Raw genomic sequence first — 24,975 nt, 5'->3', positions numbered from 1 at the left:
GGCCGGGACGACGTAATCTCGATGCCATGACTTACGACCTCGTCATCCGCAACGGCCTCATCGTGGACGGTCTGGGCGGCGAACCCTTCCCCGGTGACGTCGCGGTCTCCGATGGCGTCATCGCCGCGGTGGGCACCGTGCCGGAGAAGGGCACCCGCGAGATCGACGCCACCGGCCTGCTCGTCACCCCCGGATTCGTCGACCTGCACACCCACTACGACGGCCAGGCGATCTGGTCGGATCGGATGACGCCGTCATCCGCGCACGGGGTGACCACCGCGGTCATGGGCAACTGTGGCGTCGGCTTCGCACCGTGCCGACCGGAGGACCACGACGTCCTCGTCGATGTCATGGCCGGAGTCGAGGACATCCCCGGCGTGGTGATGGTCGACGGACTGCCGTGGACCTGGGAGACCTTCCCCGAGTTCCTCGACGCACTGGATTCGCGGCAGCGGGATATCGACGTCGCCGCATTCCTGCCACACTCGCCGCTGCGGGTGTACGTCATGGGTCAGCGCGGTGTCGACCGTGAGTTGCCCACACCCGAGGACCTGGCGATGATGCGCAAGCTCGCAGCCGAGGCGATCCACGCGGGTGCCCTGGGCTTCGCGTCATCCCGGCTCACGCTGCATAAAACCTCTGGCGGACAGCCGATTCCGAGCTACGAGGCGCAGTACGAGGAGATCGAGGCGATCGCCCGGGGCGTCGACGACGCCGGCGGCGGGTTGCTGCAGTTCGTCCCGGATCTGATGGCCGGTGACTACGAAGGAGCGCTCAGCGCGGTATTCGACGTCGCCTCGGAGGTGGGTCTGCCGGTGACCTTCACGCTCGCGATCGGCAACGCCGGACCGCCGATTCACCTCGACGCACTGCGGATGGTGGAGAAGGCCAACGCCAACGGAGGCGACGTCACGGGGCAGATCTTCCCGCGGCCGATCGGCCTGGTTCTCGGTTTGGACCTGTCCGGCAACCCGTTCGTCATGTACCCGTCCTACCGGGAGATCGCCGATCTTCCGCTGGCCGAACGTGTCGCCGAGATGCGCAAACCCGAAGTGCGCGAACGCATCCTGAACGATCAACCGGCCAGCGACGGCCATCCCCTGATGTTCGCCGCGCAGGCATGGAACTACATGTTCCCGCTCGGCGATCCGCCGAATTACGAACCTTCGCCCGAGGATTCGATCGGCGCACGAGCCGCTGCACGTGGCGTCAGCCCGCTCGAGGAGGCCTACGACCGACTGCTCGACGATGACGGTCATGCCATGTTGCTGGTGACACTGGCCAACTTCCGCGACAACTCGCTGGATACGGTGGCCGAGCTGATCCAGCGCGACGATGTCGTCCTGGGCCTGGGCGACGGCGGGGCGCATTACGGAATGATCTGCGACGCAAGCTTTCCCACCTACATGCTGACGCACTGGGTCCGCGACCGGTCGTCGGGCCGGCTGTCACTGCAACGGGTGATCCAGGAACTGACGTCGGTACCCGCGCGGATCGCCGGGCTGGCCGACCGCGGCCGGCTCGCGGTCGGCTACAAAGCCGACCTCAACGTGATCGATCCCGACGCGCTGCGGCTTCACCGGCCGACGGTCAAATCCGACCTGCCTGCGGGCGGCCGGCGGCTGGACCAGACGGCCGACGGCTACGTCGCGACGATCGTCTCCGGTGAGGTCATCTCCGAGAACGGGGTGCCGACGTCGGCGCGGCCGGGCAAGCTGGTCCGCGGCCGTCAGCCTTCGCCGACCTCGTGAGTCGGGTCGCGCCGCTCGCTCAGCCGTGGAGTGATTCCGACGCCGCCGACATCGGTAGCTGGGGTCACCCAGACCGCAGCTATGAGCCGCTGCTGCTGGTGCGCTGCCTGCAACGACACCCCGATATGGCGCGCAAGTTGCGCAAGCTGGGCGAGTCGCTCTATGTGGACACCAAGCTGCCGCCACGGGTGCGCACGGTGGCGATCCTGCGCATCTGCGGTGTGCTGCGCTGCGCCTACGAATGGGGCGGACAGGCGGCGTTCTGGGGTCCGCTGACCGGGGTGAGTGGCGAGGAGGCTGATGCGCTGGCCGTCGGCGCCGCCGACGATCCGCGGTGGAATACCCAGGAGCGCACCCTCATCAGTGCGGTCGACGAACTGGAGCACACCGGAACCTGGTCGGCGCACACGTGGGCCGCGCTGGGCGAGACGCTGGACGACGAGCAGCGGATGGAACTGCTGATCGCCGTCGGCTGGTACCGCACCGTGTGCACGCTGTGCAACGGTCTCGACCTGCCGGTCGAGGGCTGGATGCGGGCGTGGCCCGAGTTATCGACGTGAGATATCGCGCTTGAGCGCCGGGTGCTGACTGGCCAGCAGCGGCAGCAGAACCCGGTGTGGCAGCGCCTGGAAGATGCGCGTACTGACCACGTTCTGCACGCCGGCGATGACGTCCCCGCGATCCCCGGCGAGGGCGTCGATGCCGATCTTGGCCACCGTGCGCGACGGAATCCACATGAATTTCGGGAATGCTGAGGCGAATTCGCGTTCGTCGATGCCGGCGGCTTCGAGGAACTCGGTGCGCACCGGGCCGGGGTGCAGCACCGCCGCGGTGACACCGGTACCGGCGAGCTCGCCGCGCAGACCTGCGGTGAAGGATCGCACGAACGCCTTGGTGGCGGCGTAGCCGGCCTGGCCGGGGAAGGGCTGGAAGGCGGCCGTCGAGCCGACGTTGAGGATCGCGCCGCGCCCGCGCGGGACCATCTGCTGAACAGCCCGCGAGGTGAGGTCGATGACGGCCTCGACATTGACCCGAACCTGGGCGATCTCGTCTTCGACCGGTGCGGTGGCCACTGATCCCACGACCCCGATGCCGGCGTTGTTGACCAGGATGTCAACGGTCAGGCCGCGGCGGGCCACCTCGTCGAGCAGGGCGGCGCGGGCCTCCGGGTCGGCGACGTCGCAGGCGATGACTTCCACGCGCACCTGCGTGCCGAGTTCGTCGGCGAGTGCGCGCAGCTTGTCCTCGCGGCGGGCGACGAGGGTGACGCCGTGGCCGCGGGCGGCCAGCTCACGGGCGAGATCGGCGCCGATTCCCGAGGAGGCGCCGGTGACGACGGCGGTGGATGTGGGCGACGGCGTAGGCAGCGGCATGTCGTCGACAACCTCTCTGTTCGACGGTGGTATTCCCGCCAGAAGAGAAACACTTTGCGTTGTCAAAATGTACAGTTGCCGCACCGCGGCGGAGGGATTGGCTCAGATGGGGATTGCTCAGGTTTGCGCCGGAGTGGCTGTCGGCGCTCTGGTTGCCGCCACAGCGGCCGGGGTCACGCCCATGGGCCCGCACCAGATGGACCGCGAGATTGCACTGACCGCCAGCACGTTTCCGATCATCGATATCGACCAGACCTTCGGTCCGCTGAACCTGGTACGTCAGCTGACCGCCGGTTTCGACTTGCCAAGTTCTGAGCAGGCCGTTGCCACCTTGGAGGCGGTCAGCAAGACCACGCTGACCGGTCCAGACGATTTCTCCGCCAACCTCGACTGGACCGCCCACCTGCCTGTCACGGCAACCTGGAGCCCGAACAACGCGGCCTTACTGCTGTTGTCTCCGTCGCTCAGCGGAGGCTACGGCCTCGACGTCGGCGGCTCCAGCGTTTCAGCTTCGGGCAGCATCTCAAGCCAACTCACCCCGAGCGTGTACCTCGGCGGCGGCAATGGCTACGGAGTGGGTTTCTCGGGTTACCCGGTGTATGGAACGGTGAGCACTACGGTCGACATCGCCGATATCGCCTCCGCCACTGTCACTTTCGGCGGATACCTGCTGTGGGTTCCCGGCGCTAATGCAGTCGTGACGCCGAGCGGCGGGCTCCGAGCGGCCCTCGCCTTTGTCCCGGTATCGGGTGGGACGAACTCCACGGTCACGATGGGAGACACGACACTTTCGGCCTACGCCAGCCTATATACGCTCGGCAACGCCACCCTGTGCACGCGGTCGGCAGACTGTGGCGGGGTGATCGCTCAAAGCACGGCGAACGTCCAGCTCTTCGGCGCTCTCAATCTGTCCCGCCCAGGGGACGTGATCGCCACGGTGCAGATCAGTGTTCCGGACTCCATCTCGGTGGTACTCAAGCCCGACCGCCTGTCGATCACCGGGCAGATCGGTGGAACCCTCACCGTCGGATCCACAACCTTCGGGAACGTCGTGCCGATCGACGTGCAGATCCCCTTCCCCGCCGCCTTGCCGGTGGCAGCTGTGGCACCGGAAAGCCGCACGGCGACAACGTCAATCACCGCGGCCACTGTCCGCGCGGCGGCCGCCGAGGAGGCCACCACCGACGAGGCCGTGATCCAGGACGGCGCCGGACAGGAGCGGTCCACGGCGAAACCGCGGGCCGGCTCACGCGAATCGCACGCCGCGAAGGCAGACACCACGCGCCAAGACAGCGGCAGCACCGGCCGATCGGCGCGAGCCCAGCGCTAGCCTGGCGGGATGAGCATTCCCGTCGAGATCGAGCGCCTCGCCGAGGCGTTGACGGACTTCACCTTCGCGTACCTGATCACCGTGGGTGACGACTTCCGCGCGCATGCGGTGGCGGTGGACCCGTTGCTGGGCGATGGCAGATTCACGATCGACAGCGTGGGACGGACCACTCGGCGCAATGCAAGCGCGCACGCTAACGTCACGCTGGTGTGGCCGCCGTCGTCACCCGGCGGCTACTCGCTGATCGTGGACGGCCGCGGATCGTGTGCGTCCGACGATGCGCCGCTGATGGTCGTTCCCGGCCGCGCTGTGCTGCACCGGCCTGCGGTACCCGGCGTGCCGACGGCATCGGGCTGCGGCGACGACTGCGTACCCCTGTAACTCGCGAGCGTGGGCCCTATGCACGGGAATTCGCCAGTTTCTGTGCACAATGCCCACGGTCGTCGGCTAGATGGGGCAGCCCGCCGCGCGCAGTTTGGCGCGGACACGGTCGACGATGACGTGCGGCCTCGCCATCATCTCCGCGCTGACCCGTACCACCACCCAGCCTGCCGCTTCGAGTAGCGCGATGCGGTCGATATCCCACGACCGCTGCCGGCCATTGCTCCAATGCTGCACCCCGTCGTACTCGACGGCGACTTTCCATTCCCGCCAACCCATGTCGACCCTGATACGCAATTCGCGGAACTGAATCTGGGTTTCCGGGGCCGGTAGTCCGCCATCGACCAGGATGAGGCGCAGTCTGCTCTCTTGGGGAGACTCCGCTCCGCCGTCCACCCGTTGAAGAGCCCTGCAGAGGGTGGCGACACCTCGACTGCCCGGATGCCGACTGGCCAGTTCGACCACATCGGCGGGTTTGATTCCCGTGGCATTCAAGAGCGCATCCAAAACCGGAATCGGCTGCGGATGCAATCGGCCGATGTCGAACGCGGTGCGCGCAGGTGTAGTGGCTCGCATACTTGCGACTAGGCCCACCTCTTCGGGCAGCACGCTCCACGAGCGCACGACGATCCCTGGCGGTGCATGCCGGTCGGCGCGCAGAATTTCCGCCGGCGTGGACGGGTCGAGCCACTTCGTCAGATGTGCTGCAGCAGCAGACAGACCGCACAATGGGGCACCGGTCGATAGCCACGCTGCTCGCGCGCGGAGATGGGCGGTCAAGGTGACATCCCGTCTCAGGTAGACGTCGCGATAGATGGGTGTGTAATCCCGGGCAAGCCCGCGCCTAGTGATGTCGCCGCCGCGCACTGCAGCACTACCGATGATGAGTTCCATGGGCCGACCGTCACGGTCAGTGCCGACGAGTGTGGGCCTCGTGCACGGCTTTCCGGTCAATCCTGTGCATAACCCCCACAGTGGGGATAACGAAAAAGCCCCGGCGTGCGGAGCACGCCGGGGCTTTTCTCGTACAGGGACTTAGAAGTCCATACCGCCCATGCCACCGGTGGGGTCGCCGGCGGGTGCGGCGGCCTTCTCCGGCTTGTCGGCGACGACGGCCTCGGTGGTGAGGAACAGCGCCGCGATCGACGCCGCGTTCTGCAGCGCCGAGCGGGTGACCTTCACCGGGTCGGCAACGCCGGCCTTGAGTAGGTCCTCGTACTCACCGGAAGCGGCGTTCAGGCCATTGCCGGCGGGCAGGTTCGAGACCTTCTCGGCCACAACGCCCGGCTCCAGGCCGGCGTTGAAGGCGATCTGCTTCAGCGGGGCCGACAGCGCGACGCGCACGATGTTGGCACCGGTGGCCTCGTCACCGGTCAGCGACAGCTCATCGAGAGCCGGAGCCGACTGCAGCAGAGCCACGCCGCCACCGGCGACGATGCCCTCCTCGACCGCGGCCTTGGCGTTGCGCACGGCATCTTCGATGCGGTGCTTGCGCTCCTTGAGCTCCACCTCGGTGGCAGCGCCGGCCTTGATCACCGCAACACCGCCGGCCAGCTTGGCCAGGCGCTCCTGCAGCTTCTCGCGGTCGTAGTCGGAGTCGCTGTTCTCGATCTCGGCACGGATCTGCGCCACGCGACCGGCGATGGCCTCGGAGTCACCCGCGCCCTCGACGATGGTGGTCTCGTCCTTGGTGACGACGATCTTGCGGGCCTGGCCCAGCAGCGACACGTCAGCGGTCTCCAGGGACAGGCCGACCTCTTCGCTGATGACCTGGCCACCGGTGAGGATCGCCATGTCCTGCAGCATCGCCTTGCGGCGGTCGCCGAAGCCCGGGGCCTTGACGGCCACAGACTTGAAGGTACCGCGGATCTTGTTGACCACCAGGGTCGACAGGGCTTCGCCCTCGACGTCCTCGGCGATGATCAGCAGCGGCTTGCCGGACTGGATGACCTTCTCCAGCAGCGGCAGCAGGTCCTTGACGGTCGAGATCTTCGAGCTGACCAGCAGGATGTAGGGATCCTCCAGGACGGCTTCCTGACGCTCGGCGTCGGTCACGAAGTAACCCGAGATGTAGCCCTTGTCGAAGCGCATACCCTCGGTGAGCTCCAGCTGCAGGCCGAAGGTGTTGGACTCCTCGACGGTGATGACACCCTCGTTGCCCACCTTGTCCATGGCCTCGGCGATCAGGTCGCCGATGGTCTGGTCGCCCGCGGAGATGCCGGCCGTGGCCGCGATCTGCTCCTTGGTCTCGACCTCCTTGGCGCTCTTCAGCAGCGTCTCGGTGATCTTCTCGACGGCCTTCTCGATGCCGCGCTTCAGACCGAGCGGGTTGGCGCCGGCCGCGACGTTGCGCAGACCTTCACGAACCAGAGCCTGGGCCAGAACGGTGGCGGTGGTGGTGCCGTCGCCAGCGACGTCGTCCGTCTTCTTGGCGACTTCCTTGACCAGCTCAGCGCCGATCTTCTCGTACGGATCCTCGAGCTCGATCTCCTTGGCGATGGACACACCATCGTTGGTGATCGTGGGGGCGCCCCACTTCTTCTCCAGGACGACGTTGCGGCCCTTGGGGCCCAGCGTCACCTTGACCGCGTCGGCGAGGCTGTTCAGGCCCCGCTCGAGGCCGCGGCGAGCCTCTTCGTCGTAAGCAATGATCTTGGACATTGCGAAGTAATCCTCCGGTTGGGGGTTACACGTTTCTGGCCGGACGCAGTGCCCGCGACGGACGACCGCTGCTGTGTTGGCTGCGGTCTCACCGTCCCGACCTAGCACTCACCGGTCGCGAGTGCCAACGTCATTCTTAGCACTCGACCATGGCGAGTGCAAGGTTGCGCGGAGGTTGTTCACGCTGCGCGTAGACCGTCGAGGACCACCTCGATCAGCCGGTCGGCCGCGGCTTCGTTGTAGCCCTGCATGGCCTGCAAGCCGACCAGGAGCGCTTTGACGTCCGCCACCCCGACATCGGCCCGCACCACGCCGCCCTTCTGAGCCGCCACGAGAAGATCGGCCAGCAGGCCCAGGAAGTCACTCTCCGCCTCGGGCATGACGGCCTTGATGTCGACGCCCATGCCGCCCAGCGCCTCGCTCAACCCGCGATCCGTCGCCCCCCAGGTCAGCACCATCGAGCGGATGAAGGAGAACAGCGCAGCACCGGGATCCCCGGCGGCCAGCAGCCCGCGCCCCTCCTCGACGATCTCGCCGAGTCGGTGTTCGACCACCGCCCGGTACAGGTCTTCCTTGGTCGGGAAGTGGCGGTAGACAGTGCCGGCCCCGACCCCGGCGCGACGGGCGATCTCGTCGATGGGCACCGACAGTCCATCGGCGGCGAACGTCTCGTAGGCGACCTCGAGCACGCGGGCGCGGTTGCGCATCGCGTCGGCTCGCATGGGCCTGGACAATGGTCACCACCTCGGGGAATAGATAAACGGGGCGCACGTTCCGTATAACTGAAGCAACCGGAGCGCCCGCCCCGCATAATCCATCGTAGGAGACCAGATGAGTACGTGGACCGCCGCCGACATTCCCGACCAGAACGGCCGCACCGCCGTGATCACCGGTGCCAACACCGGCCTGGGCTACGAGACCGCCCGCGCGCTGGCCGCCCACGGCGCACGCGTCGTCCTCGCGGTGCGCAACATCGCCAAGGGCCAGGCTGCCGCCGATCTGATCGGCCGCCGCACCCCCGGCGCCGAGGTCACCGTCCAGGAACTCGACCTGACATCGCTGGCGTCGGTCCGCTCCGCCGCCGAGCAGCTTCACGCCGACTACGACCGCATCGACCTGCTGATCAACAACGCCGGCGTGATGATGACGCCGCGCGAGACCACCCAGGACGGTTTCGAGCTTCAGTTCGGCACCAACCACCTGGGCCACTTCGCCCTGACCGGGCTGCTCCTCGACCGGCTGCTCACGACGCCCGGCTCGCGCGTCGTGACGGTCAGCAGCATGGGCCACCGGCTGTTCGCCCACCGCGGCATCCGGTTCGACGATCTGCAGTGGCAGCGCAGCTACAGCAGGGCCGGCGCCTACGGCCAGGCCAAGCTCGCCAACCTGATGTTCACCTACGAACTGCAGCGCCGGCTGGTCGGCACCACCACGATCGCCGCGGCCGCCCACCCCGGCGCCTCGCGGACCGAGCTGGCCCGCAACCTGCCGCCGCTGATCGACCGGGCGTTCCGGCTGTTCCCGCTGTTCCAGGACACTGAGATGGGAGCCCTGCCGACGCTGCGGGCGGCCACCGACCCCGGCGTCATCGGCGGCCAGTATTACGGCCCCGACGGTCTCGGCGAGCAACGCGGCAACCCCAAGGTCGTGTCCTCCAGCGCCGCCTCCCATGACACCGCCGCACAGCGCCGGCTGTGGTCGATCTCCGAGGAGCTGACGGGGGTGGTCTTCCCGGTGTGACGGCGGCAGACTGGGTGGGGTGTCACTGATCGTGCCGCCCTACCCACCGCCCCGCTACACCGAGGACGAGCCAGAGGTCAGCGCGTGGCTCAAACGCGGTGACGAACCCCCGGACTACGACGCGTTCGGCGTGGTGAAGTACCACTACCTCGCCAGCCAGCAGGCCACCGGCGGCGACTACGGTCTCTACCGCGTCGAGATCGCCCCGCGCGGCGGCGGACCCGGGCCGCACTTCCACCGCGCGGTGTCCGAGGCGTTCTTCGTACTGTCGGGCACCATCTCGCTCTACAACGGGACCGACTGGGTCGACGGCAACCCCAACGACTTCCTCTACGTCCCGCCGGGCGGCATCCACGGCTTCCGCAACGAGGCTGACGCACCGGCCTCCATTCTGATGGTGTTTGCTCCGGGCGCGCCGCGCGAGTACTACTTCGAGGGCCTGGCCACGCTCAGCGAACTGTCCGACGACGAGCGCCGCGAGTTCTTCATCCGCAACGACAACTTCTTCGTCTGACGACACGCCGCACCGAGGTGCGTGGGCGGATCCGCTTGCACTAGAGTCCATCTCGGTCAGGAAGGAGTCCCACGGGTGCGGGCAGAGGATGCGCCCAGCACCCAGGCTTTGCGGGGCTGGCAGCGGCGAGCGATGGTGAAATACCTGACCGCCAAGCCGCGCGACTTCCTCGCCGTGGCCACCCCCGGGGCCGGAAAGACCACCTTCGCCCTGCGAATCGTCGCCGAACTTCTGGCCGAGGGCACCGTCGAGACGGTCACCATCGTGGTGCCCACCGAGCACCTCAAGATCCAGTGGGCTCAAGCCGCCGCCCGGCACGGCATCGCGCTGGACCCCAAGTTCTCCAACTCCAACTCCCGCACCTCCAGCGACTACCACGGTGTCGTCGTCACCTATGCGCAGGTTGCCAGCCACCCCACCCGACACCGGGTGCGCACCGAGAACCGCAAGACCCTCGTCGTCTTCGACGAGATCCACCACGGTGGTGACGCCAAGAGTTGGGGCGACGCCATGCGCGAGGCGTTCGACGACGCCACCCGCCGGCTGTCGCTGACGGGCACGCCGTTCCGCAGCGACGACAGCGCCATCCCGTTCGTCACCTACGAAACCGGACCCGACGGGTTCGCCCGCTCGCAGGCCGACCACGTCTACGGCTACGCCGAGGCGCTGGCCGACGGCGTGGTGCGCCCGGTGATGTTCATGGCCTACTCCGGAGAGGCCCGATGGCGTGACAGCGCCGGCGAAGAACACGCCGCCCGCCTCGGCGAACCGCTGACCCAGGAGCAGACGGCGCGCGCGTGGAAGACGGCGCTGAACCCGGCCGGTGAGTGGATGCCCGCGGTGATCGCCGCCGCCGACACCCGGCTGCGCGGTCTTCGCGAGCACGTCCCGGACGCCGGCGGCATGATCATCGCCTCGGATCAGACCGCCGCGCGCGCCTACGCCGACCTGCTGCTCAAGATCACCGGCGAGACCCCGACGCTGGTGCTCTCCGATGACCCAGGCTCCTCGGAGCGGATTTCCCAGTTCTCCGACGGCACCTCCCGCTGGCTGGTGGCCGTGCGCATGGTGTCCGAGGGGGTGGACGTGCCCCGCCTGGCGGTCGGCGTCTACGCGACCAGTGCCTCGACACCGCTGTTCTTCGCCCAGGCGATCGGCCGGTTCGTGCGATCCCGGCGGCCCGGCGAGACGGCCTGCATCTTCCTGCCGTCGGTGCCCAATCTGCTCCTGCTCGCCAGTGAGATGGAAGCCCAGCGCAACCATGTGCTGGGCAAGCCGCACCGCGAGACCGAGGATGATCCGCTCGACGCGGAGCTGGCGGCCCAGAAGCGCGACGAGCCCGACGACACCGAGAACAAGATCGAATACCTCGGCGCCGATGCCGAACTGGATCAGGTGATCTTCGACGGCTCGTCGTTCGGTACCGCGACCCCGGCGGGCAGTGACGAGGAGGCCGACTACCTCGGTATCCCCGGCCTGCTCGACGCCGAGTCGATGCGAGATCTGTTGCGGCGCAGGCAAGAAGAACAGCTGACCAAGCGGACGGCCAGCGGTGAGGTGCCGCGACCGTCGACGCACGGCCAGCTGCGCGATCTGCGCCGCGAACTCAACACCCTGGTATCGCTGGCCCACCACCGCACCGGCAAGACGCACGGGCAGATTCACAACGAATTGCGGCAAATCTGTGGCGGGCCGCCGGTCGCGGCCGCCACCCGTGATCAGCTCAAGGCCCGCATCGAGGCGGTGCGCGGTCTGACCGCGCGGCCCGGCTAAAGGCCCAGCAGCCCGGGCAGGTCGGCCACCGAATCGACGACGTGGGTCGGTTGCATGGCGAATTCGTCTGCCGCCCAACGGTCCAACGTGTCCTGCCGGAACTTCCCGGTGCGCACCAGCACACCGGTCATGCCGACCACCTGGGCGGCCAGCACGTCGTTGTTGAGGTCGTCGCCGACCATGTACATCTCATCGGGGTCCACTCCGAGCCGGGCGGCGGAGGCCAAGAACCCGGCCGGCGCCGGCTTACCCACCGCGGTGGCCTTGCGCCCGGAGGTCTGCTCCATCCCGATCAGATACATGCCGGTGTCGATACGCAGTCCCTCGGTGGTGTTCCACGCGGTGCTGCGATGCATGGCCACCACCGGCACGCCCTGGGCCATCCACTCGTAGACCCGCGACAGCGTGCGGTGGCTGTACTCCGGCCCCGCCCCGCCCAACAGTATGACATCGGGCGTTCCGGGGTCCACCCCGTCGTCGTAGATCACCGAGTCGATGATGTCGATGCCCGGCATGTCGTCGGTGATCTGCCCGTTGTTCACCAGGAAACATCGGGCGTCGGGATAGTTGGCCCGCACATAGTCGGCGGTCAGCACCGCGGCGGTGATCACCTCGTCGGGCCGCACATCCATCCCCGCCTGGCACAGCGCCGAGGCGATCTGCTGACGGGTGCGGGTGGTGGTGTTGGTCAGGTACGACCGCGCGACCTGATGGTCAGCGAGCACCGCCAGGGCCTCGGCCGCACCGGGAATGGGTTCCCAGGACGTGACCAGGACGCCGTCGATGTCGAACAACACCCCACCGATCGCCATACCGCGACAGTAAACGGCCCCAGCATGGATGCAAGTTGGACCGACGTATCGTCTGACACATGACCGGCAGCAGATGGACCGCGGCCGACGTTCCCGAGCAGCAGGGGCGCGTCGTGGTGATCACCGGCGCCAACAGCGGGATCGGTTTCGAGACCGCCACCGTGCTGGCCGGCCGAGGCGCGAAAATCGTGATGGCGGTGCGCAATCTCGACAAGGGCCGCGCGGCGCGCGACCAGATCCTGGCGGCCAGCCCGGGTGCCGACGTGGCTCTGCAGCAGCTGGACCTCACCTCGCTGGAGTCCGTACGCGCCGCCGCCGGCGCGCTGCGGTCGGACTATCCGCGCATCGATGTACTGATCAACAACGCCGGCGTGGCGTGGACCTCCAAGCAGACCACCCGGGACGGCTTCGAGCTCCAGTTCGGCACCAACCATCTGGGCCACTTCGCGTTCACCGGGCTGCTGCTCGACAGCGTGCTGGCCGCCCCGGACTCGCGGGTGGTGACGGTGTCCAGCCTGGCTCACGGCACACTGGCCGACATCGACTTCGACGATCTGCAGTCGACCCGCCGCTACAGCCGCATCCCCGCCTACGCCCGCTCCAAGCTGGCCAACCTGCTGTTCACCTACGAACTGCAGCGCCGGCTCCAGCAGGCGGCCTCCGACACGATCGCGGTCGCGGCACACCCCGGAGTCTCCTACACCGAGCTGGGCCGCAACCTGCCGACGCTGCTGCAACCGGCCACCCGGCTGATCGGTCCGATGATCCTGCAGAGCGCCGCCATGGGTGCGCTGACGCTGCTGCGCGCCGCTACCGACCCGGCCGTCAGCGGCGGTCAGTACTACGGCCCGGATGGCTCCGGGGAGCGGCGCGGCTACCCCGTCGTCGTGCAGTCCAGCACCCAGTCCCACGATGTCGATCTGCAGCGCCGGCTGTGGGCGGTGTCCGCAGAGCTCACCGGAGTGAGGTTCCCGATCTGATGCGCACCGTCGAAGAACATCAGCGAGTCGTCGCCGAGCTCATCGCGGCCGGGCGACCGGTCACCGTCGGGCTGGCCGAGGCCGAGGGCCGGGTGCTCTCCGGTGACGTCGCCGCCCCGCTGTCCTTGCCGGTCTTCGACAACTCCGCGATGGACGGCTATGCCGTGCGCGCCGAGGACATCGCCGGCGCCGACGCCAAGAACCCCGTGAAACTGCCTGTCGCCGAGGATATTCCGGCCGGTCGCACCGATCCGCTGACGCTGGTGCCGGGCACCGCGCACCGCATCATGACCGGGGCGCCGGTGCCCACCGGTGCCACCGCCGTGGTCGCGGTGGAGCTGACCGACGGCGGTACCGAGACCGTCGAGATCCGGACGTCCGCCAAGGACGGTCAGCACATCCGGCTGGCCGGTGAGGACGTGGCGGCGGGGACGACGGTGCTGCGCGCCGGTCACGTCGTCACCCCCGCCGCGTTGGGATTGGCGGCCGCACTGGGCCTGGGCCAGCTGACCGTGCTGCCGCGGCAGCGAGTGCTGGTGATGTCCACCGGCTCCGAACTGGTCTCGGCGGGCACCGAACTCAAGCCCGGGCAGATCTACGAGTCCAATGCGATCATGCTGGCCGCCGCGGTCCGTGAGGCGGGCGGCGAGGTGATCGCCACCCCCACCTCCAGCGATGACGTCAACCAGTTCAGCACCGTGCTCGAGGGTTATGCCGGGCAAGCTGATCTGATCATCACCTCCGGCGGGGTCAGCGCCGGTGCCTACGAGGTGGTCAAGGATGCCTTCGGGGGAGGTGGCGTCGAGTTCGTGAAGGTGGCCATGCAGCCCGGCATGCCGCAGGGTGCGGGACGGTTACACGGCACGCCGATCATCACGCTGCCCGGCAATCCGGTCAGCGCCCTGGTGTCCTTCGAGGTGTTCGTCCGCCCCGCACTGCGGGCGGCCATGGGTCTGCCCAATCCGCACCGGCCGCTGCGCAGCGCCGTCCTGACCGAGGGGCTGACTTCGCCGAACGGTAAGCGGCAGTTCCGCCGCGGCGTGTACGACGCGGCGACCGGCACCGTGACCACCTACGGTCCACCTGCCTCGCACCACCTGCGCTGGCTGGCCTCGGCGAACTGCCTGCTGGAGATCGCTGAGGACGTCACCGAGATGGCTGCCGGCGAGCAGGTGCAGCTGTGGGACCTTTCGTAGCCGTCCACACGTAGAATCACGCCGATGGCCAGACGCCCCCGCACAGCGGAAGACAACATGAAGTCCGGCCCGCAGCGGCTGGTCGCGCTGGTGCGCTCCTCGGTTCCGCCGGTCCACCCCGCCGGTCTGCCGTTCATTTCGGCCGGCCTGGCGGTTGCCGCTCTGGGCCGCAAGAAGCGATGGGTGCGCCGCGCCGGCCTGGCTGCCGCCGCGGCCAACGCCGGGTTCTTCCGGCATCCCCCGCGCACGCCACCGACCCGGGCCGGTGTGGTCGTCGCACCCGCTGACGGGCTGATCTGCCTGGTGGAAGAAGCCGAACCGCCGGCCGAGCTGGGCCTGCCCGCCGGTCCGGTACCCCGAGTGAGCATCTTCCTGTCGCTGCTGGACGCCCACGTACAGCGCACACCTGTCGGCGGCGAGGTCGTCGACGTGCAATACCGGCCGGGCAGCTTCCATTCGGCTGATCTGGCGGCGGCCAGTGCGGACAATGAACGCAACAGTGTGCTGATCCGGACGCCGGAAGGACAGAACGTGGTGGTCGTACAGATCGCCGGGCTGTTGGCGCGTCGCATCATCTGCGACGTGCACGCCGGAGACAAGGTCGCTATCGGCGACACCTACGGGCTGATCCGGTTCGGGTCGCGCCTGGACACCTATCTGCCCGCAGGCTCCCAGATTCTGGTCGAGCCCGGCCAGCGGACGCTGGCGGGCGAGACGGTATTGGCTACGCTGCCGTGACCAGGGCCGGGCGTCCGTCAGCGATGCGCATTCTGCCCAGTGCCACCACGGTATTGGCGATTTGCGCGGGGCTTACCTCCATCAAGTTCGCGCTGGACGACCGCCCGCACATCGCCCTCGCCCTGATCGGTGCTGCGGCGGTGCTCGACGGTATCGACGGTGGTATTGCGCGCGCCCTGGACGCCCAGTCGCGAATGGGCGCCGAGATCGACTCGCTGGCCGACGCGGTGAACTTCGGTGTCGCGCCGGCTCTGGTGGTCTACGTGACGTTGGTGCCCACGTCGCCGGTGGGCTGGATCTTCGCTCTGCTCTACGCCGTCTGCATCGTGCTGCGGCTCGCACGGTTCAACGCGTTGCTCGACGACGACACCCGGCCCGCCTACACCCGTCAGTACTTCACCGGTATGCCTGCCCCGTGCGGCGCGGTCGGCGTCATCGGGCCGTTGGCCGCCATGCTGCAGTTCGGGCAGGGCTGGTGGACCTCGACGTGGTTTGTCTGCTTCTGGTTCGCCGCCAACGCCGCCCTGCTGATCAGCCGGGTTCCGACCCTCGCCCTGAAAGCGGTGTCGATGCCGCCCAATGCCGCACCCATCCTGCTGATCCTGATCGCGGCCGCAGCAGCGGCATTGTTGCTGTTCCCCTACATCCTGGTGCTGCTGATCATCGTCGGTTATCTGTGCATCATCCCGTTCACGGTCTACAGCCAACGCTGGGTCGCCGCTCGGCCGGAGGCGTGGAACGACGCCCCCAAGCAGCGGCGTGCGGCACGGCGCGCGAGCCGTCGCCAACCCAACAACCGCCGCTCCATGGCGCGGCTTCGTCTCCGCAGGCCGGGTGATTAAGCGATGTCCGATCTCGATGTGGCGGGCCCGCCGCCGCCGGCCTCCAGCCTGGCCCTGACCGCACGGCTGAACACCTCGGCGCTCGATTCCCGTCGCGGAGTCGTGCGGCTTCATCCGGAAGCGATTGCGGCCTTGGGCATCCGGGAGTGGGATGCGGTGTCGCTCACTGGTTCTCGCACCACGGCGGCGGTCGCCGGGATCGCGCCGGCGGACACCCCGGCCGGCACCGCCCTGCTCGACGACGTCACGCTGTCCAACGCGGGCCTGCGGGAGAACACCACCGTGCTGGTATCGGCGGTGACGGTGTACGGCGCGCGCTCGGTGACGTTGCGCGGGTCGACGCTGGCCACCCAGTCGGTGTCGTCGGCCACGCTGCGGCAAGCCTTGCTGGGCAAGGTGATGACGGTGGGTGACACCGTCTCACTGCTGCCCCGCGACCTGGGACCTGGCACGTCGACGTCGGAGGCCAGTTCGGCACTGGCGTCCTCGGTGGGCATCACCTGGACCTCGGAGCTGCTGACGGTCACCGGCACCGATCCGGCCGGACCGGTGAGCGTGCAACCGAATTCGTCGGTCACCTGGGGTGACGGTGTGACCCCGTCAGCGCCGCCCGCGGGCCACGGCGCCGCAGTGAGCCCGCCGATGGTGTGGCCCGAGGCGCCGCCGGTGTCGATGGACGACCTCAAGGGCCAGCACGTCCAGGCCGGCCGGCTCACCGAATGGCTCAAGCTCGCCCTCGACGAGCCCGCCCTGCTGGAAAAGCTTGGCGCCAAGCCGAATCTGGGTGTCTTGATCACCGGGCCGGCCGGTGTCGGCAAGGCGACGCTGGTGCGTGCGGTCTGCGCGGGCCGCCGACTGGTGGAACTCGACGGCCCCGATACCGGTGCGCTGGCCGCCCCCGATCGCCAGCGCGCGGTGGCCGAGGCAGTGGCCACGGTCTGCGACGGCGGCGGCGTGCTGCTGGTCACCGACATCGACGCACTGCTGCCCAGTCCGCCCGAACCGGTCGCCACGATGATCCTCGCCGAGTTGCGCAAGGCCGTCGCCGCCCCGGGGGTGGCCCTGGTCGCCACCTCCCAACAGCCCGATGCCCTCGATGCCAGGCTGCGGGCACCGGACCTGTGCGACCGCGAACTCGGCCTGAGCCTGCCCGACGGGGCCACCCGCAAGGCACTGCTGGAGGTGCTGCTACGCGACGTCCCCGCCGAGGACCTCAACCTCGACGAGATCGCTGACCGCTCACCGGGTTTCGTACGAGCCGACCTGGCCGCCCTGGTGCGCGAGGCCGCGCTGCGGGCGGCGGCGCGGGCCAGCGAGGACGGCAAGCCACCGGCGCTGGTCCAGGACGACCTCAAGGGTGCGCTCAGCGTCATCCGGCCGCTGTCCCGGTCAGCCACCGAGGAGGTGTCCGTCGGGTCGGTAACACTCGACGACGTCGGCGACATGGTGGCCACCAAACAGGCGCTCACCGAGGCCGTGCTGTGGCCGCTGCAGCATCCGGACACCTTCGCCCGCCTCGGTGTGGAACCGCCGAAAGGCGTTCTGCTCTATGGCCCGCCGGGGTGCGGAAAGACGTTCGTGGTGCGCGCACTGGCCAGCTCCGGCCGGCTCAGCGTGCACGCCGTCAAGGGCGCCGAGCTGATGGACAAGTGGGTGGGCTCGTCGGAGAAGGCGGTCCGCGAACTGTTCAGGCGGGCACGGGATTCCGCACCCTCGCTGGTGTTCCTCGACGAGATCGACGCACTGGCACCGCGGCGCGGGCAGAGCTTCGACTCCGGGGTGACCGACCGGGTGGTCGCCGCGCTGCTGACCGAACTCGACGGGATCGAACCGCTGCGCGACGTCGTCGTGCTCGGGGCCACCAACCGTCCGGACCTGATCGACCCCGCCCTGCTGCGGCCGGGCCGGCTGGAGAAGCTGGTGTTCGTCGAGCCGCCGGATGCCGAGGCGCGCAAGGAGATTCTGCGCACCGCCGGTAAGTCGGTGCCGTTGTCCCCGGAGGTGGACCTCGAGGCACTGGCAGGCGAACTGGACGGTTACAGCGCCGCCGATTGTGTGGCACTGCTGCGTGAGGCGGCGCTGACCGCGATGCGCCGCTCGATCGACGCGGCCGACGTCACCGCCGACGATGTGGCCAAGGCCAGGCAGACCGTGCGGCCCTCGCTGGATCCGGCGCAGGTGGAGTCGTTGCGGGAGTTCGCCGCGGGGCGTTAGGCGCCGTCGCGAGTGTGCGTCCTCATCCGCCGGAACCGGCGTGTTGCGAACGACATCGCACACTCGCGGTCAACTCGGCGTTAGGCGCCTTCGGCGATCGCGGCCAGCCGGTCGATCGAGGCCTGCAGCCGGTCGGCGGTCGTGGCCCTTGCCCGCTCCATCCGCTTGGTGTCGGTGAGCCGGGTCCAGTCGTAGGTGTGGGTGACCAGGGTGTGGCCGTCATCGATCGGCTGGAGCTCCCAGCGCCAGAGATGGCCCGGCGGTGGCGTGCCCACTTCGGACGGTTGCCAGGCGATCAGCCGGCCCTCGGTGAACTCGACCACCCGGTTCTCCCGGACCGCGCCGTGGTTGAGCGTCATGGTGAAGACCTCACCCTCGGCACGGACGCGCTGACCGGCCGGGGCGTGGCCGAGGTTGTCGTTGCCGTCCCAGGCCGGCTGCTGGGCCGGATCGGCGATGAGGTCGAAAATCCGGGCCGCGGGGGCGGCGATCTCTCGGCTGGCGCTGACGACGCGTTGTTCGGACACCAGATCATTCAACACAACCGTTGACAGTCCACTAGTGACCTGTCAAAGTTGGAAGGTATGACCACCACGATCGCCCGCGTCGGAGACCACGACCGCGCCGCCACCGCGAATCTGCTGTCACTCGCCCTCGCCCAGGGATACTTCGACCTCGGCGAATACGACACCCGGGTCCAGGCCGCCTACGCCGCCCAGACCACCGATGACCTGCGTCGCGTCGTCTCCGACCTGCCAGTCGGTCAGCTGCGCCGCGCCGACCCCCAGCGTGCCGCAGCCGTCAAGAGAGCCGCCCGCGCCTCGGTACGCATCCACCTGACCGCCTACGCCGCCATGGTCGTGATCGTGCTGACCGTCTGGCTCGCGGTGGCGCTGACGGCCGGCGCCTGGTACTTCTGGCCGATCTGGCCGATTCTCGGCGGCGGCATCGGCCTGGTCGGCCACAGCCTCCCCGTCCGCAGCTACTGCCGCTCCAGATAGCGAAAAACTCTGCTACACAAGGGCTTTAAGCAGAACAGGCGAATCGCCCCAACAACCGACAATTATGCGGCAGGGTCAACAACGTAGACTGGCCCCCAAGACCTAGCCGAAAAACTTGGCTGACACCCCGACCGACCACACAGATCGGAGTGCCATGCTCGTCATCCTGCTCGCGCATGCGATCGCCGCCGCCGTGGCGCCGGTCCTTGTGCACCGCTGGGGACGGCTGGCCTTCTACCCGCTGGCGCTGGTCCCGGCGGCCTCGCTGATCTGGGTGGTGCTGAACTGGCCGCCCGCCGGCGGACCGGTCCCCACCGTCGACATCCCGTGGGTGCCGGAGCTGTCGATGAACATCACCCTGCGCTTCGACACCCTCTCCGCGGTGATGAGCGTGCTGGTGCTCGCCATCGGCGCGCAGGTGCTGATCTACTGCGCGGAGTACTTCCACCACCGCGACGGGCACACCGAGAACCGGCTACCCAGCTTCGCCGCCGAACTGGTCGCCTTCTCCGGGGCGATGTTTGGCCTGGTGGTCTCCGACAACATGCTCCTGCTCTACATGTTCTGGGAGCTGACGACCGTGCTGTCGTTCCTGCTCGTCGGGCACTACGCGGAGCGGGCCACCAGCCGGCGCGCGGCCATGCAGGCGCTGTTGGTCACCACCGCGGGCGGTCTGGCGATGCTGGGCGGCATCATCGTGCTCGGCCACTACTCCGGAACGTATCTGCTCTCCGAACTGGTGGCCGCCCCGCCGCACGGGACCGCCGTCGCCGTCGGCGTGGTTCTGGTCCTGGTCGGCGCGGTATCCAAGTCGGCGCTGGTGCCGTTCCACTTCTGGCTTCCCGGCGCGATGGCCGCTCCCACTCCGGTCAGCGCCTACCTGCACGCCGCGGCCATGGTCAAAGCCGGCGTCTATCTGATCGCCCGGCTCACCCCCGGCTTCGCCGATTCCCCGGGCTGGCGGCCAACCGTCATCACGCTCGGTGTCATCACCATGCTGCTGGCCGGGTGGCGCGCTGTGCGCGAATACGACCTCAAGCTCATTCTGGCGTTCGGCACGGTCAGCCAACTCGGCTTCATCTCGGTGATGGTGGGCGCTGGTGGGCAGGACATGATGCTGGCCGGTCTGGCCATGTTGTGCGCCCACGCTCTGTTCAAGGCGACGCTGTTCATGGTCGTCGGCGTCATCGACCACTCCACCGGCACCCGCGACATCCGCCGGCTGGCATGGCTGGGCAGGCGGATGCCGGCGCTGTTCGTCATCGCCGCCGGAGCCACCGCCAGCATGGCGGCGCTGCCGCCGTTCCTCGGCTTCGTCGCCAAGGAAGCCGACTTCGAGACTCTCGCGCACAGCGAGTCCCTGGGCGCGTGGGCGCCCGTCGTCCTGGCCGGAGTGGTGACCGGCTCGGTCTTCACCACGATCTACAGCCTGCGGTTCCTCTGGGGAGCGTTTGCGCGCAAGGGATCTCAGGCGCCCAGTGTCCTGGTGGCCAACCTGCACCGGCCCGCGACGGCCTTCCTGGTCTCCCCCGCGATCCTGGCCGCGGCAGGCCTGTTCTTCGGACTGGTTCCCAGCCCGCTCGACCACACCCTCGACGACTACGCCGACACCCTGCCCGCCGCCGGCGTCGCCGACGGCGGCTACACCCTGGAGTTGTGGCACGGCTTCGGACTGCCGGTGCTGCTGTCGGCGGTGGTGCTGGCCGTGGGCACGGTGGCGTTCTTCGGCCGTGACCGGTTGCAGCGCGCCCGGCTGGGCCGTTACCAGCCGCTGGCCAACGCCGACCGGGTGTACGACGCGATCATCCGCGGCGCCGATGTGCTCTCGGTCCGGCTGACCGCGGTCACCCAGCGCGGCTCGATCCCGGTCACCCAGTCGGTGATCCTGTCCACCCTGGTCCTGTTGCCCATCACCGTGCTCATCTTCGGCGCCCGCGACCACCCCGATTTCCGGCTGTGGGACTCGCTGGTCCAACCTGTGGTGGGCCTGCTGATCCTGGCTGCCGCAGTGGCGGCGACCGTGATGCGCAACCGGCTGGCGGCCGTGCTGCTGGTGGGTATCACCGGCTACGGCTGCGGTGTCATCTTCGCGCTGCACGGTGCCCCCGACCTGGCACTCACCCAGTTCCTGGTGGAGACGCTCACCTTGGTCATCTTCGTGCTGGTGCTGCGGACCCTGCCTGCCGAAGCCGAGGAGTCGGCGGTCAAGCGCTACCGGCTGCCCAAGGTGCTGATCGCGCTGGCGGTGGGGGCGACGGTCACCACGCTGGCGGTATTCGCCAAGGCCGCCCGCAGCACCACCCCGATCGCCGAGCTGCTGCCCGATGCCGCCTACTTCCGCGGCCACGGCGCCAACACCGTGAACGTCCTGCTGGTCGACATCCGGGCCTGGGACACCCTCGGTGAGATCTCGGTGCTGGTGGTCGCCGCCACCGGTGTCGCCTCGCTGGTGTTCCGCAACCGCCGGTTCGGTTCGGCGCCAAGGGTTTCCGATGCCGGTCAGCCCGATATCGGGGTGCTGCCGTCGGTTCCGTACAGCCCGGCGGTCAGTGACACCACCTGGTTGCGGGGCAGCGAACTGCGTGACCCGCGCTACCGCTCACTGGTGCTCGAGGTCGCCACCCGGCTGATCTTCCCGCTGATCATGGTGCTGTCGGTGTACTTCTTCTTCACCGGTCACAACACTCCGGGCGGCGGGTTCGCCGGCGGGTTGACGGCCGGGCTGGCCCTGGTGCTGCGCTATCTGGCCGGCGGCCGCTATGAACTCGGTGAAACGCTGCCGCTGGACGCCGGCAAGATCCTGGGTGCGGGTCTGGTGCTGTCGGCAGGAACCGCGGTGGCCTCGATGCTGCTGGGCGCACCGGCACTGTCCTCGGCGGTGATCACCCTCGATGTGCCACTGCTCGGCACCGTCAAGTTCGTCACCGCACTGTTCTTCGACCTCGGGGTGTATCTGATCGTGGTGGGCCTGGTGCTCGACGTGCTGCGCAGCCTCGGCGCGCGCATCGACGTCGAGATGGCGGAGACCGAGTCCGCGAAAGTGGGTGCCCGATGAACACCTATCTTGTGCCCCTGATCATCATCGGCGGACTCACCAGTTGCGGTGTCTATCTGCTGCTGTCGCGCAACCTCACCCGAATGTTGTTGGGGCTGTTGCTGGTCGGCAACGCCGTGAACCTGTTGATCCTCACCGTCGGCGGCCCCTCCGGTAATCCCCCGGTCCGCGGACGCACCAGTGGATCGGAAACCACGACGGCGGATCCGTTGGCGCAGGGCATGATCCTGACGGCGATCGTCATCGCGATGGGTATCGCCGCGTTCGTCCTCGCCCTGACCTACCGGTCGTTCCGGTTGACCACCGAGGAGGACGTCGAGAACGATCCCGAGGACACCCGGGTGTCCAAGCTGTCCGACGAGGAAGCTTCATCCATCGACGAGGACGCACCGGTGCCGGTGCCGGCCCGCGACACCGACGAGCCCGACGAATTGGACGCCCTGCCCGGACACGAGGGGTCGCGATGAGCCTCTCGGGTGTGCTGATGCCGCTGCCGGTGCTGATTCCGCTCATGGCGGCCGCACTGACGCTGGTGGCCGGTCGGCGGCCGCGGCTGCAGCGGCTGATCACCGTGGTCGCGCTGAGCGCGGTGCTGGCGGTGTGCGCGGTGCTGGTCTACCTCACCGACCGGGACGGCACCCAGGCCCTGCACGTCGGCGGCTGGGGTCCGACCGACGCCGGCCTGGGCCCACTGGGCATCACGCTGGTGGCCGACCGGCTGTCGGCCCTGATGCTGGTGGTCTCGGCGGTCGTGCTGCTGGCCGTGGTGTTCTACGCCATCGGGCAGGGTATTCGCGACGGTGACGACCGCCAGCCGGTGTCGATCTTCCTGCCCACCTATCTGGTTCTGTCCGCAGGGGTCTGCACCGCGTTCCTGGCCGGTGACCTGTTCAACCTGTACGTCGGTTTCGAGGTGCTGCTGTCGGCCAGCTTCGTGCTGCTGACCATCGGCGCGAGCAAGGAACGCGTCCGGGCTGGGATCTCCTACGTGATGGTCTCGATGGTGTCGTCGCTGATCTTCCTGATCGGGCTGGCTTTGGTCTACGCCGCCACCGGGACGCTGAACATGGCCGAACTGTCGCTGCGACTGGACGACGTCAGCAGCGGCACCCGTGGCGCCCTGTTCGCGGTCCTGCTGGTCGCCTTCGGGATCAAGGCGGCGGTGTTCCCGCTGTCGGCCTGGTTGCCCGACTCCTACCCCACCGCGCCCGCTCCGGTCACCGCCGTCTTCGCGGGCCTACTGACCAAAGTCGGTGTGTACGCGATCATCCGGACGCACTCACTGCTGTTCCCCGGCGGAGGCCTGGACAACGTGCTGCTCGTCGCCGCGCTATTGACCATGGTGGTGGGCATCCTCGGCGCGATCGCACAGAGCGACATCAAACGGCTGCTCTCATTCACCCTCGTCAGCCACATCGGCTACATGGTGTTCGGGATCGCGCTGTCGAGCCGGCTGGGCATGTCGGGGGCGATCTACTACGTGGCCCACCACATCATCGTGCAGACCACCCTGTTCCTGGTGGTCGGACTCATCGAACGCCAGGCCGGGGCGTCGACCCTGCGCCGCCTCGGCGGACTGGCAGCAGCCAGCCCGCTGCTGGCGTTCGTCTTCATTGTGCCTGCCCTCAATCTCGGTGGCATACCGCCGTTTTCCGGGTTCATCGGCAAGGTCGCGCTGCTGGAGGCCGGTACCCAGAGCGGTTCGGTCCTGGCGTGGCTGCTGGTCGGCGGGTCGCTGTTGACCAGCCTGCTGACGCTGTATGTGGTGGCCCGGGTGTGGACCAAGGCGTTCTGGCGGGCCCGGGTCGACGCCCCGGAAGGGGCGATGGCCGACTCGGCGCCGTCGGTGCTGCTCGACGACTACTCGCAAGATGTCGCGTTCGTCGACCGTGACGACGTCGGCCGGATGCCGATCGGAATGCTCGCTCCGACAATGAGTTTGATCGCCGTCGGGCTTGCCCTGACAGTGGCCGCCGGTCCGATCTTCAGCTACAGCGACCGGGCGGCCGACGAGGTGCTTGACCGCGGCCAGTACATCAGCGCGGTATTGGGGACGCGGCTATGAGGACATGGTTGCTCAAGGTCTGGGTGATCGTCTGGCTGACCCTGGTGTGGCTTCTGCTGTGGGGCACGATCTCGGTGGCCAACGTGCTCTCCGGGCTTGCGGTGGCGTTGCTGATCACACTGCTGCTGCCGCTGCCCGCGGTGCCGGTGCAGGGCAAGCTGCATCCGCTGTCACTGCTGTGGCTGGCGCTCAATGTGGCGTGGTGGCTGGTGGAATCCTCAACCCAGGTGGCGTGGCTGGCGCTGCGGCCGGGCCGCCCGCCATTGTCGGCGGTGCTGCGGGTGCGCCTGGCGCTCAAGTCGGATCTGGTCTTGGCGTTGGGCGTCAACATCATGAACCTCACCCCGGGCACGATCGTGCTGGAGATCGACCAGACCCGGCGCCTGCTGTACGTGCACGTGCTCGACGTGGGGTCGCAGCGGTCGGTGGACCGGTTCTACCGGCAGGCGGCCAAGCTGGAGCGGCTCCTGGTGGCCTCGTTCGAGCGCGATTCCGAATGGCGCCCGGCGGCAACCGAATCCGAGGAGGCGGCACGATGACGTCCACACT

23 protein-coding genes are annotated in these 24,975 nt (G+C 68.4%); 17 read left to right on the top strand and 6 right to left on the bottom strand.

Translation table 11 applies throughout. The annotated features are described in order from the left end of the window. The first annotated feature begins 26 nt into the window (after nucleotides 1-26). Together BN3385_RS05695 and BN3385_RS05690 are read left to right on the top strand one after the other, a co-directional pair. Entirely contained in the window at nucleotides 27-1,751 is a 1,725-nt protein-coding gene (locus BN3385_RS05695) for an N-acyl-D-amino-acid deacylase family protein (protein ID WP_059015629.1), read from the top strand. Then, on the top strand, nucleotides 1,748-2,311 hold the full coding sequence (locus BN3385_RS05690) for a carboxymuconolactone decarboxylase family protein (protein WP_059015628.1): 564 nt from the start codon (nucleotides 1,748-1,750) through the stop codon (nucleotides 2,309-2,311). The genes BN3385_RS05695 and BN3385_RS05690 overlap by 4 nt, the downstream gene beginning before the upstream one ends. Here BN3385_RS05690 and BN3385_RS05685 read toward each other — a convergent pair. Continuing rightward, nucleotides 2,300-3,124 (bottom strand): SDR family NAD(P)-dependent oxidoreductase, encoded by an 825-nt coding sequence (locus BN3385_RS05685; protein ID WP_059015627.1) that lies wholly within the window; start codon nucleotides 3,122-3,124, stop codon nucleotides 2,300-2,302. The two genes, BN3385_RS05690 and BN3385_RS05685, sit on opposite strands and share 12 nt — an antisense overlap. Between BN3385_RS05685 and BN3385_RS05680 the strand changes: the two genes are divergently transcribed. Together BN3385_RS05680 and BN3385_RS05675 are read left to right on the top strand one after the other, a co-directional pair. Further along, nucleotides 3,081-4,454, top strand: a complete 1,374-nt coding sequence (locus BN3385_RS05680; RefSeq protein WP_156432587.1) for a hypothetical protein — start codon at nucleotides 3,081-3,083, stop codon at nucleotides 4,452-4,454. The two genes, BN3385_RS05685 and BN3385_RS05680, sit on opposite strands and share 44 nt — an antisense overlap. A 9-nt stretch (nucleotides 4,455-4,463) precedes the next feature. Continuing rightward, a complete protein-coding gene (locus tag BN3385_RS05675) occupies nucleotides 4,464-4,835 on the top strand; it encodes a hypothetical protein (protein ID WP_059015625.1) in 372 nt (123 codons plus the stop codon). A gap of 66 nt (nucleotides 4,836-4,901) precedes the next feature. Here BN3385_RS05675 and BN3385_RS05670 read toward each other — a convergent pair whose 3' ends face one another. From BN3385_RS05670 to BN3385_RS05660, 3 genes are all read right to left on the bottom strand, one after another. Next, nucleotides 4,902-5,729 (bottom strand): endonuclease domain-containing protein, encoded by an 828-nt coding sequence (locus BN3385_RS05670; protein WP_059015624.1) that lies wholly within the window; start codon nucleotides 5,727-5,729, stop codon nucleotides 4,902-4,904. A gap of 141 nt (nucleotides 5,730-5,870) precedes the next feature. Next, on the bottom strand, nucleotides 5,871-7,496 hold the full coding sequence (groL, locus tag BN3385_RS05665; RefSeq protein ID WP_059015623.1) for a chaperonin GroEL: 1,626 nt from the start codon (nucleotides 7,494-7,496) through the stop codon (nucleotides 5,871-5,873). A 179-nt stretch (nucleotides 7,497-7,675) separates the two neighbouring features. Further along, on the bottom strand, nucleotides 7,676-8,218 hold the full coding sequence (locus BN3385_RS05660) for a TetR/AcrR family transcriptional regulator (RefSeq protein WP_059015622.1): 543 nt from the start codon (nucleotides 8,216-8,218) through the stop codon (nucleotides 7,676-7,678). A 109-nt stretch (nucleotides 8,219-8,327) separates the two neighbouring features. On the opposite strand from BN3385_RS05660, the gene BN3385_RS05655 reads away from it, so the two are divergent. From BN3385_RS05655 to BN3385_RS05645, 3 genes are read left to right on the top strand one after another with little or no spacing between them, the layout of a single operon-like run. Next, nucleotides 8,328-9,236: an SDR family NAD(P)-dependent oxidoreductase gene (locus BN3385_RS05655; protein ID WP_059015621.1), complete on the top strand. Its 909-nt coding sequence runs from the start codon at nucleotides 8,328-8,330 to the stop codon at nucleotides 9,234-9,236. Nucleotides 9,237-9,255: 19 nt separating this feature from the next. Further along, on the top strand, nucleotides 9,256-9,750 hold the full coding sequence (locus tag BN3385_RS05650) for a cupin domain-containing protein (RefSeq protein ID WP_059015620.1): 495 nt from the start codon (nucleotides 9,256-9,258) through the stop codon (nucleotides 9,748-9,750). 21 nt (nucleotides 9,751-9,771) lie between these two features. Further along, nucleotides 9,772-11,523, top strand: coding sequence for a DEAD/DEAH box helicase (locus BN3385_RS05645; protein WP_502688040.1), 1,752 nt, complete (start codon nucleotides 9,772-9,774; stop codon nucleotides 11,521-11,523). On the opposite strand, the gene BN3385_RS05640 is transcribed toward BN3385_RS05645, so the two are convergent. Further along, entirely contained in the window at nucleotides 11,520-12,335 is an 816-nt protein-coding gene (locus tag BN3385_RS05640; RefSeq protein ID WP_059015618.1) for an HAD-IIA family hydrolase, read from the bottom strand. The genes BN3385_RS05645 and BN3385_RS05640 overlap by 4 nt on opposite strands. A 59-nt stretch (nucleotides 12,336-12,394) precedes the next feature. On the opposite strand from BN3385_RS05640, the gene BN3385_RS05635 reads away from it, so the two are divergent. From BN3385_RS05635 to BN3385_RS05615, 5 genes are read left to right on the top strand one after another with little or no spacing between them, the layout of a single operon-like run. Next, complete coding sequence (locus BN3385_RS05635; RefSeq protein WP_059015617.1) at nucleotides 12,395-13,315, top strand: SDR family NAD(P)-dependent oxidoreductase; 921 nt, start codon at nucleotides 12,395-12,397, stop codon at nucleotides 13,313-13,315. After that, entirely contained in the window at nucleotides 13,315-14,511 is a 1,197-nt protein-coding gene (gene moeA / locus BN3385_RS05630) for a molybdopterin molybdotransferase MoeA (RefSeq protein ID WP_059015616.1), read from the top strand. The genes BN3385_RS05635 and moeA overlap by 1 nt, the downstream gene beginning before the upstream one ends. A gap of 24 nt (nucleotides 14,512-14,535) precedes the next feature. Further along, complete coding sequence (locus BN3385_RS05625; protein WP_059015615.1) at nucleotides 14,536-15,249, top strand: phosphatidylserine decarboxylase; 714 nt, start codon at nucleotides 14,536-14,538, stop codon at nucleotides 15,247-15,249. A gap of 23 nt (nucleotides 15,250-15,272) precedes the next feature. Next, nucleotides 15,273-16,091: a CDP-alcohol phosphatidyltransferase family protein gene (locus tag BN3385_RS05620; protein WP_059015614.1), complete on the top strand. Its 819-nt coding sequence runs from the start codon at nucleotides 15,273-15,275 to the stop codon at nucleotides 16,089-16,091. A 3-nt stretch (nucleotides 16,092-16,094) separates the two neighbouring features. Next, on the top strand, nucleotides 16,095-18,305 hold the full coding sequence (locus BN3385_RS05615; protein ID WP_059015613.1) for an AAA family ATPase: 2,211 nt from the start codon (nucleotides 16,095-16,097) through the stop codon (nucleotides 18,303-18,305). 80 nt (nucleotides 18,306-18,385) lie between these two features. On the opposite strand, the gene BN3385_RS05610 is transcribed toward BN3385_RS05615, so the two are convergent. After that, the gene (locus BN3385_RS05610) at nucleotides 18,386-18,835 is read right to left on the bottom strand and encodes an SRPBCC family protein (RefSeq protein ID WP_059016435.1); all 450 of its coding nucleotides are present in this window, start codon (nucleotides 18,833-18,835) and stop codon (nucleotides 18,386-18,388) included. A 54-nt stretch (nucleotides 18,836-18,889) separates the two neighbouring features. Here BN3385_RS05610 and BN3385_RS05605 point away from each other — a divergent pair, with 54 nt between their 5' ends. From BN3385_RS05605 to BN3385_RS05585, 5 genes are all read left to right on the top strand, one after another. After that, the gene (locus tag BN3385_RS05605) at nucleotides 18,890-19,306 is read left to right on the top strand and encodes a DUF1707 SHOCT-like domain-containing protein (protein WP_059015612.1); all 417 of its coding nucleotides are present in this window, start codon (nucleotides 18,890-18,892) and stop codon (nucleotides 19,304-19,306) included. A gap of 154 nt (nucleotides 19,307-19,460) precedes the next feature. After that, nucleotides 19,461-22,361: a Na+/H+ antiporter subunit A gene (locus BN3385_RS05600; RefSeq protein ID WP_059015611.1), complete on the top strand. Its 2,901-nt coding sequence runs from the start codon at nucleotides 19,461-19,463 to the stop codon at nucleotides 22,359-22,361. Continuing rightward, complete coding sequence (locus BN3385_RS05595; protein ID WP_059015610.1) at nucleotides 22,358-22,828, top strand: Na(+)/H(+) antiporter subunit C; 471 nt, start codon at nucleotides 22,358-22,360, stop codon at nucleotides 22,826-22,828. The genes BN3385_RS05600 and BN3385_RS05595 overlap by 4 nt, the downstream gene beginning before the upstream one ends. Then, the gene (locus BN3385_RS05590) at nucleotides 22,825-24,426 is read left to right on the top strand and encodes a Na+/H+ antiporter subunit D (RefSeq protein ID WP_059015609.1); all 1,602 of its coding nucleotides are present in this window, start codon (nucleotides 22,825-22,827) and stop codon (nucleotides 24,424-24,426) included. Before BN3385_RS05595 ends, BN3385_RS05590 begins: the two co-directional genes overlap by 4 nt. Then, nucleotides 24,423-24,965 carry a Na+/H+ antiporter subunit E gene (locus tag BN3385_RS05585; protein ID WP_059015608.1) on the top strand — a complete coding sequence of 181 codons (543 nt, stop codon included), beginning with the start codon at nucleotides 24,423-24,425 and terminating at the stop codon, nucleotides 24,963-24,965. The genes BN3385_RS05590 and BN3385_RS05585 overlap by 4 nt, the downstream gene beginning before the upstream one ends. Nucleotides 24,966-24,975: the final 10 nt, after the last annotated feature.

The sequence above is a fragment of the Mycobacterium sp. M26 genome (genome assembly GCF_001494595.1).
Classification (GTDB): Bacteria; Actinomycetota; Actinomycetes; order Mycobacteriales; family Mycobacteriaceae; genus Mycobacterium.
Note: the sequence above shows the minus strand (reverse complement) of the source record. Positions and strands in the feature narration are given on the sequence as shown.

Bases quoted from the DNA above. Each gene is read 5' to 3' on its own strand.
- BN3385_RS05695 (WP_059015629.1), top strand. From the start codon at position 27: ATGACTTACGACCTCGTCATCCGCAACGGCCTCATCGTGGACGGTCTG.
- BN3385_RS05685 (WP_059015627.1), bottom strand. From the start codon at position 3,124: ATGCCGCTGCCTACGCCGTCGCCCACATCCACCGCCGTCGTCACCGGC.
- BN3385_RS05675 (WP_059015625.1), top strand. From the start codon at position 4,464: ATGAGCATTCCCGTCGAGATCGAGCGCCTCGCCGAGGCGTTGACGGAC.
- BN3385_RS05670 (WP_059015624.1), bottom strand. From the start codon at position 5,729: ATGGAACTCATCATCGGTAGTGCTGCAGTGCGCGGCGGCGACATCACT.
- groL (WP_059015623.1), bottom strand. From the start codon at position 7,496: ATGTCCAAGATCATTGCTTACGACGAAGAGGCTCGCCGCGGCCTCGAG.
- BN3385_RS05660 (WP_059015622.1), bottom strand. From the start codon at position 8,218: ATGCGAGCCGACGCGATGCGCAACCGCGCCCGCGTGCTCGAGGTCGCC.
- BN3385_RS05655 (WP_059015621.1), top strand. From the start codon at position 8,328: ATGAGTACGTGGACCGCCGCCGACATTCCCGACCAGAACGGCCGCACC.
- BN3385_RS05640 (WP_059015618.1), bottom strand. From the start codon at position 12,335: ATGGCGATCGGTGGGGTGTTGTTCGACATCGACGGCGTCCTGGTCACG.
- BN3385_RS05635 (WP_059015617.1), top strand. From the start codon at position 12,395: ATGACCGGCAGCAGATGGACCGCGGCCGACGTTCCCGAGCAGCAGGGG.
- moeA (WP_059015616.1), top strand. From the start codon at position 13,315: ATGCGCACCGTCGAAGAACATCAGCGAGTCGTCGCCGAGCTCATCGCG.
- BN3385_RS05625 (WP_059015615.1), top strand. From the start codon at position 14,536: ATGGCCAGACGCCCCCGCACAGCGGAAGACAACATGAAGTCCGGCCCG.
- BN3385_RS05620 (WP_059015614.1), top strand. From the start codon at position 15,273: ATGCGCATTCTGCCCAGTGCCACCACGGTATTGGCGATTTGCGCGGGG.
- BN3385_RS05615 (WP_059015613.1), top strand. From the start codon at position 16,095: ATGTCCGATCTCGATGTGGCGGGCCCGCCGCCGCCGGCCTCCAGCCTG.
- BN3385_RS05605 (WP_059015612.1), top strand. From the start codon at position 18,890: ATGACCACCACGATCGCCCGCGTCGGAGACCACGACCGCGCCGCCACC.
- BN3385_RS05600 (WP_059015611.1), top strand. From the start codon at position 19,461: ATGCTCGTCATCCTGCTCGCGCATGCGATCGCCGCCGCCGTGGCGCCG.
- BN3385_RS05595 (WP_059015610.1), top strand. From the start codon at position 22,358: ATGAACACCTATCTTGTGCCCCTGATCATCATCGGCGGACTCACCAGT.
- BN3385_RS05590 (WP_059015609.1), top strand. From the start codon at position 22,825: ATGAGCCTCTCGGGTGTGCTGATGCCGCTGCCGGTGCTGATTCCGCTC.
- BN3385_RS05585 (WP_059015608.1), top strand. From the start codon at position 24,423: ATGAGGACATGGTTGCTCAAGGTCTGGGTGATCGTCTGGCTGACCCTG.